Origin of the sequence: Paenibacillus sp. FSL M7-0656, assembly GCF_038003225.1 — a bacterium.
Classification (GTDB): domain Bacteria; phylum Bacillota; class Bacilli; order Paenibacillales; family Paenibacillaceae; genus Paenibacillus; species Paenibacillus amylolyticus.
In genome coordinates this window covers 4,146,836-4,163,727 of record NZ_JBBOOT010000001.1, presented here as the reverse complement: position 1 = coordinate 4,163,727, position 16,892 = coordinate 4,146,836, and the positions used below count along the sequence as shown (strand labels likewise).

Sequence of the window (16,892 nt, the reverse complement as noted above, 5' to 3'; positions counted from 1 at the left end):
CCATTTTAATAGTGATGCTACGCGTATGCGTGAGATAATCAAGTAAGTTATAAGAGAGGTGCCCCTTTTGTTACAAGCACTTATACAGGCTTTTTCCAAAGATCCGGACTTCGGATCCATTACAGCCGGAATCAAGTCCGGCATGAAGGAACAATTGGTTTCGGGTTTATCCGGCTCGGCGCGTCAGATTATGCTGGCTGCCTTGCATCAGGAAATGAACCGACCATTGCTCGTAGTAACACATAATATGTTTTCAGCTCAAAAAATTGCAGAAGATTTACAGGAAGCGCTTTCACCTGATCAGGTGTTGATCTATCCTGCCAACGAACTTGTCGCTGCGGAAGCTGCTGTTTCCAGCCCGGAAACATTGGGTCAGCGTATTGATGTGTTGGTCCGTTGCGCCCAGGGATTCAGGGGCGTTGTTGTTATTCCTTTTTCCGGGGTAAGACGTTATGTTCCGCTTCCGGAAGTGATGGCCAATGCTCGAATTTTGATTAAACAGGGTAACACACTTCAACTGGACTCCTTCCTGCTGGAGATGGTAAAGCTCGGGTACGAGCGTGTGGAACGCGTGGAATCTCGTGGTGAGATGAGTGTACGCGGAGGTATCATCGACTTCTATCCGGTTACTTCATCGATCGCATATCGGGTGGAGTTATTTGATGATGAGATCGACTCCATTCGGACATTTGATCCAGCGGATCAGCGTTCGATTGAACGGATTGAAGAAATTACGGTTTTACCATGCAAGGAGTTAATTGCAGATCGTGAACGTATGGAAAAGGCTGCCGATGCGGCTGCTCTTTTGCTGGAGCAACAACTGGAGAAAATGACAGACCGGCAGGCGAAGCTGCGTCTTCGTGAGGAAATTCACCGGGAGATTGAGCTTTTGCGGGAACACGTGTATTTCTCCGAAATGTATAAATATATTTCTCCGCTCTATCCGGAGAACAAAACGATCTACGACTATATGCCAGAAGATACCCTGCTGGTTCTTGATGAGCCTGCCAGACTATCGGAGACATCAAAACAGCTGGACCGTGATGAATCGGAGTGGAACCTGCATTTGATGCAAAACGGGAAAACACTTCCGGATCTTCCATTATCCGCAGACGGTGATGAACTCTTGTATGAGCGTCCATTCCAGACGCTGTTTATGTCGATCTTTTTGCGCCAAGTTCCACACACCCAACCACAGAACATTCTGAACTTCATCAGTCGTGGTATGCAGGATTTCCATGGACAGATGAACGTACTGAAGGCAGAGATGGAGCGTTGGCAGAAGGCCGGAGTCAAAGTGCTCATGCTGGCGAATGGTGAGGAGCGACTCGAGCGGATGCGCCGGGTACTGATGGACTATGATATTCCAGAGCCAGAGATGATGATCGGTAATTTGCAAACGGGATTTGAAATGCCGTCCATTCATTTGGCTGTTGTGACCGAGGGCGAGATGTTCTCGCAAAAACAGCGTAAAGTACGCAAACCGATTCGGAATGTAGATAATGCTGAACGGATCAAATCCTATAGCGAGCTAAAAGTGGGCGATTATGTCGTTCACCAGAACCACGGGATTGGTAAGTACCTGGGGATCGGCACCCTCGAAGTTGGCGGTATTCATAAGGACTACATGCATATTCTCTATGCGGGTGGAGACAAACTGTCTGTACCTATTGAGCAGATCGATCTGATTCAGAAATATGTTGGTTCCGAAGAGAAAGAACCGAAAATATACAAGCTGGGCGGCAATGAGTGGACACGGGTTAAAAATAAAGTACGCACATCTGTACAGGATATTGCTGATGATCTAATTAAGCTGTATGCAGAGCGTCAGACCTCCAAAGGGTTTGGATTCGACAAGGATTCTGCGGAGCAGCAGGAGTTTGAGGACATGTTCCCTTACGATGAGACACGTGATCAGGTGCGTGCGATCGAAGAAATCAAAAAGGACATGGAACAAAACCGTCCAATGGATCGTTTATTGTGTGGGGATGTTGGTTACGGCAAAACCGAGGTGGCTATTCGGGCTGCATTTAAAGCAGCTATTGAAGGCAAACAGGTGGCTGTCCTCGTGCCAACAACCATATTGGCACAGCAGCATTTTGAGACGTTCCGTGAGCGCTTCTCCGGTTATCCGTTCAACATTCATGTGCTTAGCCGGTTCCGCTCCCGTAAAGAGCAGAATGAAACAGCGAAAGGCATCAAGGCAGGTACAGTGGATATTGTCATCGGGACACATCGATTGCTGTCGCAGGATCTGGTGTTCAAGGACCTGGGACTGCTCATTGTTGATGAAGAACAGCGCTTCGGTGTAACCCATAAGGAAAAACTGAAGAAGCTGAAAACCAATGTAGACGTGCTGACACTGACGGCAACGCCGATTCCGCGTACGCTTCATATGTCCATGCTGGGTGTGCGTGATCTGTCCGTTATTGAGACTCCACCAGAGAACCGTTTCCCGGTGCAGACCTATGTGGTTGAACACAGCCAGGCGCTTGTTCGTGAAGCCATTGAGCGTGAGCTTGCCCGTGGTGGGCAAGTGTATTACCTCTACAACCGTGTTCAGGGAATTCAGGAGATGGCTGCCGAAATTTCTGAGCTTGTGCCTGAAGCCAAAGTTGGTGTAGGACATGGTCAGATGTCGGAAACAGAGCTGGAGAAAACGATTCTGGACTTCCTAGACGGTGAATATGACGTGCTTGTGAGCACAAGTATCATCGAGACCGGGGTAGATATTCCGAACGTAAATACACTGATCGTACATGATGCGGATAAAATGGGACTCTCCCAGCTGTATCAGCTGCGCGGACGTGTGGGTCGTTCCAACCGTATTGCGTATGCCTATTTCACGTACCAACGGGATAAAGTGCTTACTGAAGTTGCTGAGAAACGTCTGCAATCAATCAAAGAATTCACCGAACTGGGTTCGGGATTCAAAATCGCCATGCGTGACTTGTCGATTCGTGGTGCGGGAAATCTGCTAGGAGCGGAGCAGCATGGTTTCATCGCTTCCGTCGGGTTTGACCTGTATTCCCAGATGCTTGCGGAGGAGATCAACAAACGCAAAGTTACGATGCTTGGCGAGGAGCCGGTACCTTCAGATCAGTGGAACACAACCCTGGATCTCAGTATCGATGCCTACTTGCCGTCCGATTATATCTATGACAGTATTCAGAAGATTGAGATCTACAAAAAAGTGGCGGTCATTGCATCCTTCGACGATGCGATGGAGTTGGAAGACGAATTGGTTGACCGATTCGGTGATCTTCCGGAAGCCGTCATTAACTTGCTGGCTGTTGCGCGGATGAAAGTATACGGCAAAATCTACGGTATTGAGTCCATTTCCCAACGTGGTGAGGACATTACCGTGAAGTTCTATGAAGGGCGTGAACATGCCTTTGAACTCTCGAAAATCGCGCACATTGGAAATCAGTTCGAAAGACGTGTACAATTTGAACAAGGACCCCATATGCTGATTCACGCTAAAGGCAAGGGGCTTGGGGATAAGCAACTGATGGAGCTGGTAGAGAAAATTCTGGAGTCCATGAAAACTGCTTTTAAATCAAAGGGGGAACTAAAGGATGTTACCAAAGTATAAAAAAGTAGGAAAAGTACTGTCTGTGAGCATGGTTGCAGTACTATCCTTATCACTGCTTGCTGCATGTGGCAAGAAGGAAGAAGCAAAAACACCTGAATCCACGGATACAAGTGCTGTAGTCGCTACGTATGATGGTGGTACTATTACAGCCAATGAATTCGATATGGAGCAACGTGTCATGAAATTCCTCTATCCGGAGTATGCACAAATGATGGATATGGACGATTTCAAAGAGTATCTGGTAAAACAGGAAGTTGCTTATGAATATCTGAGTGGCAAAGCAAGTGAAGAAGCCAAAACAGCAGGTACAAAAGCGGCAACTGAGCAATTCGATAAAATGAAAGCTTCTGTTCAGGCAGATCAATGGACAGAAATGCTCAAAGCTCAGAAACTGACTGACGACAACATTAAAGACTACATGACTCGGATCATGACAGTAATCAAAGATAAAGAAACAGGCGTTACGGACGATGCAATCAAGGCTGAGTTTGAGAAAAATAAAGATCAGTTCACAACGGCTTCCGTTCGTCACGTGCTGATTAACTTCACAGATCCAAAAACGCAAAAAGAGCGTAAAAAAGAAGATGCACTTAAAATTGCAAAAGAAGTAAAAACCAAGTTGGATGGCGGAGCTGATTTTGCTGAAATTGCAAAAAAATATTCCGAAGATCCAGGTTCTGCTGAAAAGGGTGGACTGTATGAAAATACACCTGTAGGCAGCTGGGTAGAGGCATTTAAGGAAGCTGCAAAAACATTGCCACTGAACAAAATCAGTGATCCAGTAGAGACAGAGTACGGTTACCACGTCATGAAAGTGGAAGCTCGTACAGAAGCTGACTTTGCCAAATTGACGGCTGAACAAAAAGAAAGTCTGAAGAGCCAATTGGCTGCAGCTGAAATCGATACGTTCATGCAAAATGAATTGGACAAAATCGTAAAAGAAGTTAAACTGCCAAAAACAGAAAAAGCTGAAGAAGGTAAGACTGAAGGCACAACTGAAGGCACTACGGGTACAGGAACTGAAGGAGAAAAAACAACCGAACCAAAAACGGATGACTCCACAGGTACGGATACCAAGACTGACCAAGGTACGACTGGAACAGACAAAGATGCAACTACAGATGAAGGTACAAGCAGCAAGTAAGCTGGTAAAATTGCTGTGTTAGCATACGTTCAGGGGTTGAATTCGCCCGAATGAATGCCTTGTACTTCGTAAATATGGACAACCATGCAGAGAAGCAAGGGGAGGACTTAGGACCTCCTTCTTGCTTCTTCTTGTATACATTCAAGCCGTATGGGTACATGGTCGCCTTCTTCGAAAGTTACACAACTATATTCTCCGAAGCATGTATAAGGAAATGGGAACAGATGAATACTATGGTCAAGATATCACACTAAACGTTCTGGGACTTTCCTCTACCCATTAAGGAACAGTAGTTGAAAAATCTTCTCGAGAAAGTGGGGCAACATGTGAAATGAAAGCTACTGGTATTGTCCGCCGTATAGATGACCTTGGTCGTGTGGTCATTCCAAAAGAAATCCGCCGTACGTTACGTATTCGTGAAGGTGATCCACTGGAAATTTTCGTGGATCGTGATGGAGAAGTTATCCTTAAAAAATATTCGCCAATTGGCGAACTTGGTGATTTTGCCAAAGAATATGCAGAATCCCTGTATGAGAGTACAGGACATGTAACGATGATTTCTGACCGGGATACCATTATCACGGTGGCAGGCGGCTCCAAGAAAGAATATTTGGACAAGCAGGTAGGTCAACTGTTAGAGGGATGTATGGAAAACAGGAAGACCATTCTGGAAACAAACAATGGTTCTTATGAACTTAGCAAAGATCATGACGAGACGTTATCCTCTTTTGTTATTGCGCCGATTATTTCAGGTGGTGACCCCATCGGAACGGTTATCCTGTTCAATAAGGACGAATCGGTGAAGATGTCTCAGATGGAAGTGAAGATGTCTGAGACGGCTGCTGGTTTCCTTGGCAAGCAAATGGAACAATAGACCGCAGATCAACTCCTGGTGCCCTGTCTTGGGCATACGGGAGTTTTTGCATTTTAAGGGACAACGAAGTTAGTCCGGATGATTGTGATGGGGGAGGGTTAGTCTGTGTGCCTTCAGGCAGTTATAATAGCAAGGTATGCTTAAAAGGATTACGCAGGGAGGGAATTATGAAACAGCCGTCTACAGGCTCAAGGCTGCTACAGGGTGCATTTATACTTGGGCTTGCCGCCATTATCTCTAAAATTATTGGTGCTTTTCAGAAGATTCCGCTGCAGAATCTGGGGGGAGACGGTGTATTTGGCATCTACAATACGGTATATCCGTTATATATGCTCATTATCACGCTTGCTGCTGCAGGGTTGCCTCTGGCCGTATCCAAATTTGTAGCAGAACAGAACGCACTTGGAAGACCAGACGAGAGCAGAAGAATTATTCGACTATCTTCCCTACTGCTCGGGGGAATTGGAATTATAATGGCGCTCTTGATGTATGCAGGTGCGCCACTGATTGCTGACATGATTGGCAACCGCCATGTGGTTCCATCGATTCGTGCTGCTTCATGGGCGTTATTGTTCGTACCGGTGATGACAGGGCTGCGGGGATATTTTCAGGGATTACAGCAGATGGTTCCAACAGCGGTATCACAAGTGGTGGAGCAGACGATACGTGTCACCGTCATGATTGTTTTGCTTCTGTGGTTGATGAGACGGGATGCTTCGCTTGAGACTATTGCCGCTGGCGCCATGATGGGCTCCGTTGCTGGTGGAATGGTTGGACTGTTAACCATGTTAGGTTACATGGTCCGTCATCGGCGGAAAGGCAGGGAAGTCGTCACCGAACAATTGGATTCGGAATGGAGCAGTAAAGGCGGGGAGGTTGGATCAGATCGTCATGAGCGTCAGGAGAATACACCGGTTACGCCGCTGAAGAAAACGGTGAGTGCTATTAACCCGGCTCTGGCAGAAAGATCACGATCCAATGGGGAGTGGATCAAGACGCTACTCATGTACGCCATTCCCGTCTGTCTCGGGTCGCTGGCTGTGCCACTGATGAATCTGGTGGATACCTTCACTGTACCCCGATTGCTGCGGGGAGAAGGACTGGACGAGCTTCAGTCGATGGTTTCCTTCGGCATCTACAACCGTGGATTGCCGCTGGTTCAATTGGTGACGATGCTTGCCACGTCACTATCTGTGCTCTTTATTCCGGCGATGGCGGAAGCCCGGTTAAAGGGCGGGCCAGAAGCCGTCCGGCAGCAAGCAGGCCTCGCGCTGCGCTGGTTCTGGTTGATCGGCCTGGCGGCATCCGCGGGTCTCGCGGTGCTGGCGGAGCCGATTAACCGCATGCTGTACGGAGATGCCGCAGGCACCGAAGCACTGCGGTACATGGCGCTGACGGCTGCGGGCAGCACCGTCAGCATTATTGCGGCGGCGCTGCTGCAAGGCCTCGGCGCCGTGCGCGCACCCGCGTTCAGCATGCTGGCCGCCGCAGGCGTCAAGGCGCTGCTGAACGTCATGCTTGTGCCGGCGCTGGGCATCAGCGGCGCGGCTCTGGCAGGCGCAGTCGCCTACATGCTGGCGGCTGGCCTGAATGTGGCGCTGTTGGCGCGACTTGTCGCCCTGCGCCCTGCCCCTGGCGCCGTCCTGGCGAAGCCGGCGCTGGTGATCGCCGCCATGAGTCTGGCGGCGTTAGGCACGGCCTGGGCCGCCGAAGCCGTGCTCGGCGGCATGGGTGTCGCGGCCGACCGCAGGCTGGCCGCGATGGGCGTGAGCCTGCTGGGCATTGCCGCAGGCTCGGCCGTGTTCTTGCTGGCGGCGGCCCGGACAGGGCTACTGACCGCCGCGGAGCTGGCGGCTGTGCCCAAGTTGGGGCCTCGCCTTGCCAAGCTGCTGCGCAGACTGCGTGTGCTGCGCTAGCTTCATGCTCACGGTGCTTCTACACCCAGCACAGCGAATATGTAATTATAGGATATCGAATGATTCTGGTATAATACGTGTAATTAGTCCTGTTCAGGCATGATGAATCATTGAGCCTGGACAGGATAGTCCGGATGGAGGTTTACGTAATGAGTGCAGCTTTAACCGTAGTGGGTCTTGGATCTGGAGATGTAGACCAACTGACCGTAGGTATTATCAAAAAAATGAAACATGCAGCTACGCTGTATGTACGTACCCTGGATCATCCCGTTTTGAATGATCTGAAGCAAGAGGGACTGGTAATGACCTCATTTGATGCCATCTATGAGGCGAAGTCCTCCTTCCCCGAGGTGTATGATGAGATCGCGAACCAACTGATAGAGGCTGCTCGTAAGGGTGAGGCCGGAACCGAAGTTGTGTATGCCGTTCCGGGTCATCCCATGGTGGCAGAAGCAAGTGTGCGCCTACTCAAAGAGCGTTGTCCGCAGATGGGTATTTCACTGCGTGTGATGGGCGGGGAGAGCTTCCTAGATGAAGCTTTTATACGACTTGGATTCGATCCAATCGAAGGTTTTCAACTTCTGGATGCCAGCAGCCTGAACACGGAACTGGTACAACCACAGCTACATACGTTGATCGGACAAGTCTACGATGTGTTCACTGCTTCGGATGTGAAGCTATGCCTGATGGAGGTTTACCCGGATGATTATCCGGTATTTGTGGGTCATGCGTTGGGTGTGCAGGGTCAGGAGGTCATTCACAAGATTCCATTGCACGAACTGGACCGGATCGAAGGGTACGGCAATCTGTCACTGATCTATGTACCGAAGAACACCGATGATGCCTTGCGTCGCAGATCCTTTGCGCGTTTGCATGAGATCGTCAATATTCTTCGCAGTCCGGGTGGCTGTCCATGGGATCAGGAGCAGACGCATCAATCCATTCGCAAAAACCTGATTGAAGAGACCTATGAGGTCATTGAGACGATCGATGAGGATGACCCCGACCATATGAAAGAAGAACTGGGTGATCTGCTGCTGCAGATTTTATTGCACTCCCAGATGGAAGAAGAGGTTGGTACATTTAATGTGTATGATGTCATCGAAGGTTTGAATGATAAGCTGATCTTCCGCCATCCACATGTTTTTGGCGATAATCAGGCAGAAGATGCGAATGAAGCTCTTCAGAACTGGGAACAGATGAAGGCAGAGGAGAAGAAGCGCAAAGGCCAGGATCAACAGAAGGTTTCCGTGCTGGATGGTATACCGCGTGACTTGCCTGCATTGATGAAGGGATACAAGTTACAGAAGAAAGCAGCCAAAGTAGGCTTTGACTGGGATGATGTTGAAGGCGTGTTTGCCAAGATCGAGGAAGAACTGGCGGAGTTGAAAGAAGCGGTGCAACAAGGCCAGTCTGCGGAAGAACGGAAGCTCGAACTGGGTGATTTATTATTCGCAGCCGCGAACGTTGCAAGATTCATCGATACGGACCCGGAAGAGGCACTTGCTGCGACCAACCGCAAGTTCATCGGGCGATTCCAGTACATCGAAGAGCGTCTTCGCGAACAGGGAAGAACACCAGCAGAAAGCAATGTAGAAGAGATGGAGCAATTCTGGCAGGATGCGAAGAAGGCAGGATTATAACAGGTTCAATTTTCTGGGAAAAGCCAGATAACCTTATTCCATCATGTTATGCAGTGTGTTATGATATACGAACATGTGTTCATCTGTGTTGACTGGGATAGGTGTTTAGCGACGGATGGTTTCGGGTACTGGTCTTAGACTGTTGCCTGAGTACCATCGACAAAAAGCTAAAAAAAGTCGCGGACTAAGGCAGGATTTCAGATGCCAAGCCAGAATACATGTGTAGTGACCTAACGCGAATCAGCGGCAATCGATGTATTGTCAGGAATCGCAGATACTTTTTTTTCAATTTGGGAGGCTTTTAAAAATGAACAAAACAGATCTGATTAACAACATTTCAACCAAAAGTGGTTTGACTAAAAAAGACGTTGAGTCCGTATTGAACGGCTTTTTGGGAGAAATTACAGATGCACTTGCCAGCGGAGACAAAGTACAATTGATCGGCTTTGGCACTTTTGAGACCCGCAAACGTTCCGGTCGTACCGGACGTAACCCACAAACAGGGAATGAAATCGTGATTCCTGAGTCCACTGTTCCTGCATTCAAAGCAGGCAACAAACTTAAAGAAGCCGTAAAATAATGCGTCTTGATAAATTCCTGAAGGTCTCCCGGCTAATCAAACGCCGCACTGTGGCCAAGGACGTCTCTGAACAGGGACGTGTTCTGGTGAACGGACGTGAAGCTAAGCCCAGCGCCGCTGTCAAAGTGGGCGATGAGCTGACGGTTCAGTTCGGTCAGAAACTGGTCACTGTGAAGGTGGAACGAATTGCCGAGAGTACCAAGAAGGATGAGGCGAGCAGCCTCTACACCTTGGTGAAGGAAGAGCCGATCGCCAAGGATAACGGAATGAACTGGTAACAGTACATCTGGTATAAATATTCATTCAATGCAAGTTGAATCGAAACGTCCTCCTGTAACAGGGAAGGGCGTTTTTGTTTTTTACTGGATGGCGGGTTATTTGTTCAACAACACTGGTTCTATTCCAACTTCCACACCCATAAGCTAGGTGTAAGAAGGAGGGGTACATGCCATGGTTGAGCACGGTAAGGCCAAACAGCATCATCTGAGCATGCAGAATCGGAAACTGCTGGATCTGACGGGTGTCTCCAACGTGGAGAGCTTCGACAGTGAGGAATTTTTGCTGCAGACTGAACTTGGGCATCTGACCATCCGGGGGCACAATTTACATATCAAAAACCTGAGCCTGGAGGAAGGTCTGTTATCCATTGAAGGCACTGTCAGTTCGCTCCAATATCTGGACCCCGGTTCCCAGTCCAAAAATGGTAAAGGCCTGTTTGGCAAGATGTTCCGATGAGTCCGGATACTCAATGGATCACATTGATGTGGATGCTTACTTCGGGGGTCGTGATGGGAATGGCCTACGACAGTTACCGGGTACTGTCCGGACAGCTGCGATTTCCGAGATGGAGTATTCACACGCTCGATCTGTTGTACTGGGTTGCTTCCGCGCTGTTCGTTTTTCGGATGCTATACGCCGGAAACCACGGACAGTTGCGGTTTTATGTCTTTTTGGGGCTGATTATAGGGGTTTGCTTCTATTTTTGGCTTTTAAGTGTTACAACCCAGCGTTTTGTGGTAATGTTAATTAAACTCGCAAGAACGCTGATTCATTGGTGTGGACATATCCTTAACATCCTGATCGTTATGCCGGTTAAAGGAATTTATAAGTTTATTCGCGTATTATTCGGTTTTGTAATTGCGATACTATTATTCCTGGGCAGGCTGGTGCTACAGTGTTTGGTACCTTTCGGCAAGTTGTTCCGCTGGATGTTTAGGCCGCTCCTGAAACATTGGGTAACGCCACGCTTCATGATCCGTGTGGGTACAAGAATTGCAGCGATGTGGAAACGCTGGTTTTAAGGAGGTCCGTAATGGGTAAAACACCTGTGGGCAGATCAAAGGCTCCAACTAACCAAGGAAAATCTGCCGGTGCAAAAAGGCGCCTCATGCTTTGGATGACGTTTATGATTGTATTTGTAATATGGGCAGGATATACATTCCTTGTGCAGACTGCACAAATTTCGGACAAGAGTTCTCATCTGGCCACTCAGCAAGCTTCAAAGGAAGATACGTTGAAGAAGCTGGAACAGTTGAAGTACGAAGTCAGCCGGTTGAATGACCCTGAATACATAGGACAGCTGGCACGGAAAAAAGGATATTATCTTCCTGAGGAAACGCCGATCCAGGTTGAAGAGTCAGGGAACTGATGGAATTCGGTCTATTACCGAGCTAGGTTTGTTATCCGTGTGTCTGAAGCCGTTAAACCGGAAAAAATAGGCTCTCTGATGGGGTAGTGTTCAGTTGACCTTGGTTTATGGCATAAGGTATAATTACATTAGCGCAGCATTGATTTTGGCATTCAAAAAATCGGGTTGTATATTTTTAAGGGAGGATCATTTTATTCTATGGCAATTGAAGTGGGCACCAAGTTAGAGGGCAAGGTGACAGGAATCACGCATTTTGGAGCATTTGTGGATCTGTCAGGAGGTGTCACGGGTCTCGTTCACATCTCGGAAATCGCCGACAATTACGTCAAAGATGTCAACGACCACCTGAAGCTGAATGACCTCGTTACAGTGAAGGTTATCAACGTTGACAAGGATGGCAAGATCGGACTTTCCATTAAGCAAGCTGTTGACAAACCGGTTGAGCAACAAACCCAATCTAGACCCCCGAGAGCTCCTAGACCGGAACGCAGTGGAGGAGATCGCGAACGATTCAGCGGCGGAGGCCCAAGTGGTGGCCAAGGTCGTGGTGGTGGCGGCGGTGGATTTAACCGTGGTGACCGCGGAGGCCGTTCTTTCAAGCCCGCAGCAGGCAAACCTTCATTTGAGGATAAAATGTCACGCTTCCTGAAAGATAGTGAAGAGCGGATCTCTTCGCTTAAGAAGAACACAGAAGGCAAACGCGGAGGCCGTGGAGCCAAGCGTGTGTAATCTGTCACAACCTGATCTAAACATATAAGTAAAACCGTTAGCCCATGGGCTAACGGTTTTTTTGCGTTTCTTTCACAGATAAGTAGTTGAATAGCTTTTTTTGTAAGGTGAAGCTCCATATCCCCAGTTTTTCTGCACGGCAAAATGAAACCATAAGAACATTTGTCGTCTACCATTTTTTACCGACAGGTTTCCGTGGCATTCCACAGTTATCCTGCTCAAATGGTGGCGAGACCAAACCATCTCCGGTTCAAAATCAGACATTCCGATTGTCGGAATCAAGTAGGAGAATGAATGAAACCACAATAAGGCCGGGGTTTCGCTCCACCGCGCCAGGCTTGTTTCTTTTGTCGTAAACTTTTTGGACCCTGCCCACCTATTCTGACAAACTACGTCTTCTAATCTATCTATAATCAGAACCATCGAGAACGAAACACGAAAATTCAAATTAATCGAATGGGGTGCCTTGAGGATGATGGAAAAGTGGAATGTCATTCAATTTCCGGGAATGAAAGCAGGTAAAGGAGGTACGGAAGCTCGGGAGGAGCTGTCGGTACGTCTGAAACAATGGCTTGGCTCCCGCAAGGCTGTCCAGATGGTTGCTTCCCGCAAATGGGTACTGCTGCTTACGTTTATGGGGTTCCTGCTCGGAAAGGCAATGATCCTGAATGAGTTATCTCCCTTTGCCATTGCTTACTTCGCCGTAATTGCTTTCATGCGCAGGGATTACATCATTCCGGTAGGCGCTGCACTTCTCGCAGGTAGTCTCTTTGCACCGTTTCCGGTACCACTCATTGTTGCATCGGAGATCGCAATCTTTTATCTGCTCTTCCGCGGTCTGGAGTCATATGATCGTGCTGAATTATCTTATGCACCAACGATGGTGTTTACGACTACATTTATGGTCAAGTTATTCGCGGTTGTGATTGGACCATCCTTCAGCTGGTACGCGATGCTGATGCTCACGATGGATTCCGTACTAAGTTTCGTGCTCACCCTTGTTTTTATACAAGCCATACCGATCTTCACCTACCGCAAAAAAAAGTTCAGCCTAAAGAACGAGGAGATCCTCTGCCTGATCATATTGCTCGCTTCCGTTATGACGGGAGCCGTAGGGTGGACCATTCAGTCTTTATCCGTCGAGCATATGCTCTCCCGTTATCTCATATTAATCTTTGCGCTGGTGGGCGGAGCCCCCCTTGGAGCCTCAGTTGGGGTCATTACCGGCTTGATTCTGAGTCTTGCTGACATGTCAGCGGTGTATCAGATGAGCCTGCTTGCTTTTGCCGGGATGCTGGCGGGTATGCTTCGAGAGGGTAAACGTGCAGCGGTTGCACTGGGCATGCTGCTGGGTTCGTCCATTCTATCCATATATCTGGGAGGACCGGGCGATGTGATGAATTCATTATGGGAGACGTGTGTAGCTATCGTACTATTCATGTTAACACCTAAAAGCCTGATGACGGCGATATCCAAATATGTACCGGGTACGCAGGATCATACGAAATCCCAGCATGAGTATGCCAAACGGATACGGGATATCACGGCAGAACGGGTAACCCGGTTCTCACAGGTATTCCGTCAATTGTCACGCAGCTTTGATCAGATGTCCGGTGCAGGGGAGCAGGTACAGAAAGAAGGTGGAATGGACCATTTCATGAATGCGGTTGCCGAGGGCACATGTGCAAGCTGCTTCAAGCGTACACAATGCTGGGATGCGAAGTTTATTCAAACCTACAAATATATGACGGACGTGATGAGTACGATTGAAGGAAACCCGGAGATCTCAGGCAAGCAGATTCCAGTGGACTGGAACAGGGTGTGTGCGAAACCGGAAGAGGTCCTTGAAGTCATGCGCGCCCAGTATGGACTGCATCAACATAACATGCAATGGAAGCGTCAAATTATCGATAGCCGGCAGCTGGTTGCAGAGCAATTGTCCGGTGTATCTCAGGTCATGGAGGACCTGGCCAAAGAAATTCAGCGGGAAAGTGATGAGATGGTACAGCAGGAGGAGCAGATTCGGGACGCACTGGAGTCACTGGGCTTATCCATTCACTCCATTGAGATCATCAATCTGGAAGCGGGCAATGTAGAGATTGAGATTGTACATGCATATACACGTGGATTCGATGAGTGCCGGAAAATGATTGCTCCGCTGATCTCGGATGTACTGGACGAGCATATTGCCGTCTTGCATGAGACCATGACCGATCCTCGTCAGGGACTGGCAACCGTCACGTTTGGTTCGGCCAAAACCTTCGAGGTTACCACGGGTGTTGCTGCCGCCGCAAAAGGGGGAGATGTGATGTCAGGCGACAGCTTCAGTACGGTTGAGTTAGGCAACGGTACATTCGCGGTGGCGCTCAGTGATGGAATGGGCAATGGAGAACGGGCACGCATGGAGAGCAGCGCGGCGCTGAACATACTGGAACAGTTGCTACAGTCCGGCATGGACGAGAAACTGGCGATCAAATCCGTGAACTCCGTTCTGATGCTGCGCTCCCCTGAAGAGATGTATGCAACAGTGGATATGGCGCTGATCGATGAATATACGGCAGAGACCACGTTTATGAAAATCGGATCGACGCCAAGTTTTATCAAACGAGGACAGGAGGTTATTCAGGTTTCAGCCAGCAATTTGCCAATCGGTATTATTAAAGATATTGAAGTGGATCTGGTGACGGTACAGCTTCAGCCGGGGGATATCCTCATTATGATGACGGATGGCATCTATGATGCACCGGGGTATGCGGTGAACAAAGAGTTATGGATGAAACGGCTCATTCAAGAGATTGATACAGATGATCCACAAGATTTGGCCGATTGCCTGCTTGAAAGTGTCATAAGATATCAGCAGCATGAGATTTTGGATGACATGACCGTCGTTGTTGGAAAAGTAGAGCATTTCCGCCCTGAATGGGCCACACTGCGTGTGCCTGGCATCAACCGGATGGAGCGTCCACGGACCGTCAGTTAATTGCATATTTCTTCTGTTTGAAGTCTCTTCATTCTGGCAATGCTAGTCATAGAGTTGGAGAGTAACGAATAACGGAGGGATATCGGATGAAGCAAATCTTATTGATTACCGACGGTTGTTCCAATGTAGGACCAAGTCCGGTGCTGGCAGCGGCCGAAGCGCTGGAAGAGGGGATTACGGTTAATGTGGTTGGCGTGATTGATTATGGAACCATTGGTGAGCTGGGTAGCCGGGAGATTGAGGATATTGCCAGAGCCGGAGGTGGAATCAGCCAAATTGTAGGTACACGGCAGCTTGCCCATACGATGCAGATGATGACAAGGAAAACGGTGGTTCAGACCATTCAGCAGGCGGTTAATAGAGAGTTAACACAAATTTTGGGAGAGAAGGAGCCCAAAACGGTAACCGATCTGGAGCCTGCACAACGCGCCCGGGTCGTGGAAGTGATGGATGATATGGCTGAAACTACAGCCTTACAGGTTATATTGTTAATCGACGTCAGTGCCAGCATGAAGCCCAAACTGGCTGCGGTAGAAGAAGGCATTCGCGATTTAATGTTAAGTTTGCAGGCGCGTATAGGTCAGAGCAAGCTTTCCGTATTTCATTTTCCGGGACGACACAGTGGAGAAGATGCGGTAATGGATATTGACTGGACAACGGATCCAGGCCGTGTTCGGTCCTTGTTTGGAAGGTTGCAGATGAAGGGTGCAACGCCGACAGGTCCTGCAATTCAGAAGGTGATTGATTTTTACCGTTATGGTACACTGGAGAAACAGCAGGAAATAGAAGGGAACTATCGCATTGAAAGAGAAGGGATGCTCGGTGACAACGTTGTCTGACGCCTCTTTCCCGCCAGGAACAGTGGTTACAGGGAAATGGAATCGCAGTCGATACACGATTCGGAAGCTACTGGGCAAAGGAGCTAATGGCATCGTTTTTCTTGTCCAACGGGGTGAAAATGGCAAACACTATGCGCTAAAAATGGGATTTGATCCGGTTGATCTGCAATCGGAAGTTAATGTGCTCAAATCTTTTCAACTACAGCGTAATCATGAGGCCCTTCGGCAGAGCGGCATTCCTTCCTATCTTAAAGATGTGGATGATTATGCCGTTCGTGGCCGGGATATTCCCTTTTATGTGATGCGTTACGTTAGAGGTGAGGCACTTCATCACTTTATTCGGCGTCAGGGGACAGACTGGACACTTCTGGTGGGACTTAGACTCTTGCAGAAGCTGGCACAATTGCATCAGGCGGGATGGGTGTTTGGTGATCTCAAACCTCAGAATGTGTTGGTATCCGACTATGGGCAGGTGGAATTGATCGACTACGGCGGAGTTACGTCGATTGGTCGAAGCGTCAAACAGTTCACCGAATGGTATGATCGGGGCTTCTGGAATGCAGGTAGCCGTACGGCAGATGGTACCTATGATGTATTTGCATTTGCATTATTATTGATTCATGTACTTGAAGCAGACGCGCTCAAGGCACTGGCGGCCGAAGGATTACCGCAACTGCGAAGTGTGAATCAGCTCGTAGCGCTGGTGGAGCGCAGTGAACGACTGGGTCCTTTTCGCAATTGGACGACTCAGGCATTACGAGGTCAGTTTCGTGATGCAGGCCATGCGGCACAAGGGTGGAAGGAAATGATGGCACGCCCCACGCCTCTCCGCCGTCGTTCCAAAAGTACAACACCGCGCTGGCTTATGAACGCATTCGCTGTATCTGTGATATTACTTATTGGAGTGCTCATCTATGCACTACTTTTCTGATCTGTGAGAGTGC

14 protein-coding genes are annotated in these 16,892 nt (G+C 48.7%); all 14 read left to right on the top strand.

From position 1 onward, the window contains the following. Positions 1-67 precede the first annotated feature (67 nt). The 14 genes from mfd (at position 68) to MHI01_RS18415 (ending at position 16,879) form a co-directional block, all read left to right on the top strand. A complete protein-coding gene (gene mfd, locus MHI01_RS18480) occupies positions 68-3,595 on the top strand; it encodes a transcription-repair coupling factor (RefSeq protein ID WP_036606125.1) in 3,528 nt (1,175 codons plus the stop codon). Further along, on the top strand, positions 3,579-4,739 hold the full coding sequence (locus MHI01_RS18475; RefSeq protein WP_036668467.1) for a peptidylprolyl isomerase: 1,161 nt from the start codon (positions 3,579-3,581) through the stop codon (positions 4,737-4,739). The genes mfd and MHI01_RS18475 overlap by 17 nt, the downstream gene beginning before the upstream one ends. A 331-nt stretch (positions 4,740-5,070) precedes the next feature. Continuing rightward, positions 5,071-5,613, top strand: coding sequence for a stage V sporulation protein T (gene spoVT / locus MHI01_RS18470; protein ID WP_036606123.1), 543 nt, complete (start codon positions 5,071-5,073; stop codon positions 5,611-5,613). Positions 5,614-5,780: 167 nt separating this feature from the next. Beyond that, the gene (locus MHI01_RS18465; RefSeq protein WP_340984876.1) at positions 5,781-7,529 is read left to right on the top strand and encodes a putative polysaccharide biosynthesis protein; all 1,749 of its coding nucleotides are present in this window, start codon (positions 5,781-5,783) and stop codon (positions 7,527-7,529) included. A gap of 149 nt (positions 7,530-7,678) precedes the next feature. Further along, a complete protein-coding gene (gene mazG, locus MHI01_RS18460; protein ID WP_340983798.1) occupies positions 7,679-9,172 on the top strand; it encodes a nucleoside triphosphate pyrophosphohydrolase in 1,494 nt (497 codons plus the stop codon). Between the two features lie 307 nt (positions 9,173-9,479). Continuing rightward, positions 9,480-9,752, top strand: coding sequence for an HU family DNA-binding protein (locus tag MHI01_RS18455; RefSeq protein ID WP_017691362.1), 273 nt, complete (start codon positions 9,480-9,482; stop codon positions 9,750-9,752). Continuing rightward, entirely contained in the window at positions 9,752-10,030 is a 279-nt protein-coding gene (locus tag MHI01_RS18450) for an RNA-binding S4 domain-containing protein (RefSeq protein WP_036606120.1), read from the top strand. Before MHI01_RS18455 ends, MHI01_RS18450 begins: the two co-directional genes overlap by 1 nt. A 172-nt stretch (positions 10,031-10,202) precedes the next feature. After that, a complete protein-coding gene (yabP, locus tag MHI01_RS18445) occupies positions 10,203-10,487 on the top strand; it encodes a sporulation protein YabP (protein WP_036606119.1) in 285 nt (94 codons plus the stop codon). Further along, the gene (yabQ, locus tag MHI01_RS18440; protein ID WP_076329917.1) at positions 10,484-11,053 is read left to right on the top strand and encodes a spore cortex biosynthesis protein YabQ; all 570 of its coding nucleotides are present in this window, start codon (positions 10,484-10,486) and stop codon (positions 11,051-11,053) included. Before yabP ends, yabQ begins: the two co-directional genes overlap by 4 nt. 11 nt (positions 11,054-11,064) lie before the next feature. After that, positions 11,065-11,400, top strand: a complete 336-nt coding sequence (locus MHI01_RS18435; protein ID WP_017691358.1) for an FtsB family cell division protein — start codon at positions 11,065-11,067, stop codon at positions 11,398-11,400. 198 nt (positions 11,401-11,598) lie between these two features. Continuing rightward, positions 11,599-12,129 (top strand): S1 domain-containing RNA-binding protein, encoded by a 531-nt coding sequence (locus tag MHI01_RS18430; RefSeq protein WP_017691357.1) that lies wholly within the window; start codon positions 11,599-11,601, stop codon positions 12,127-12,129. A gap of 472 nt (positions 12,130-12,601) precedes the next feature. Further along, positions 12,602-15,109, top strand: a complete 2,508-nt coding sequence (gene spoIIE / locus MHI01_RS18425; protein ID WP_179086611.1) for a stage II sporulation protein E — start codon at positions 12,602-12,604, stop codon at positions 15,107-15,109. 86 nt (positions 15,110-15,195) lie between these two features. Further along, entirely contained in the window at positions 15,196-15,948 is a 753-nt protein-coding gene (locus MHI01_RS18420; protein ID WP_036668461.1) for a VWA domain-containing protein, read from the top strand. Next, entirely contained in the window at positions 15,932-16,879 is a 948-nt protein-coding gene (locus tag MHI01_RS18415) for a serine/threonine protein kinase (RefSeq protein ID WP_036606117.1), read from the top strand. Before MHI01_RS18420 ends, MHI01_RS18415 begins: the two co-directional genes overlap by 17 nt. The last annotated feature ends 13 nt before the right edge of the window (positions 16,880-16,892 follow it).

Excerpts from the sequence above, each read along its gene's own strand:
- MHI01_RS18475 (WP_036668467.1), top strand. The coding sequence starts at position 3,579 with ATGTTACCAAAGTATAAAAAAGTAGGAAAAGTACTGTCTGTGAGCATG.
- spoVT (WP_036606123.1), top strand. The coding sequence starts at position 5,071 with ATGAAAGCTACTGGTATTGTCCGCCGTATAGATGACCTTGGTCGTGTG.
- MHI01_RS18465 (WP_340984876.1), top strand. The coding sequence starts at position 5,781 with ATGAAACAGCCGTCTACAGGCTCAAGGCTGCTACAGGGTGCATTTATA.
- mazG (WP_340983798.1), top strand. The coding sequence starts at position 7,679 with ATGAGTGCAGCTTTAACCGTAGTGGGTCTTGGATCTGGAGATGTAGAC.
- MHI01_RS18455 (WP_017691362.1), top strand. The coding sequence starts at position 9,480 with ATGAACAAAACAGATCTGATTAACAACATTTCAACCAAAAGTGGTTTG.
- MHI01_RS18450 (WP_036606120.1), top strand. The coding sequence starts at position 9,752 with ATGCGTCTTGATAAATTCCTGAAGGTCTCCCGGCTAATCAAACGCCGC.
- yabP (WP_036606119.1), top strand. The coding sequence starts at position 10,203 with ATGGTTGAGCACGGTAAGGCCAAACAGCATCATCTGAGCATGCAGAAT.
- yabQ (WP_076329917.1), top strand. The coding sequence starts at position 10,484 with ATGAGTCCGGATACTCAATGGATCACATTGATGTGGATGCTTACTTCG.
- MHI01_RS18435 (WP_017691358.1), top strand. The coding sequence starts at position 11,065 with ATGGGTAAAACACCTGTGGGCAGATCAAAGGCTCCAACTAACCAAGGA.
- MHI01_RS18430 (WP_017691357.1), top strand. The coding sequence starts at position 11,599 with ATGGCAATTGAAGTGGGCACCAAGTTAGAGGGCAAGGTGACAGGAATC.
- spoIIE (WP_179086611.1), top strand. The coding sequence starts at position 12,602 with ATGATGGAAAAGTGGAATGTCATTCAATTTCCGGGAATGAAAGCAGGT.
- MHI01_RS18420 (WP_036668461.1), top strand. The coding sequence starts at position 15,196 with ATGAAGCAAATCTTATTGATTACCGACGGTTGTTCCAATGTAGGACCA.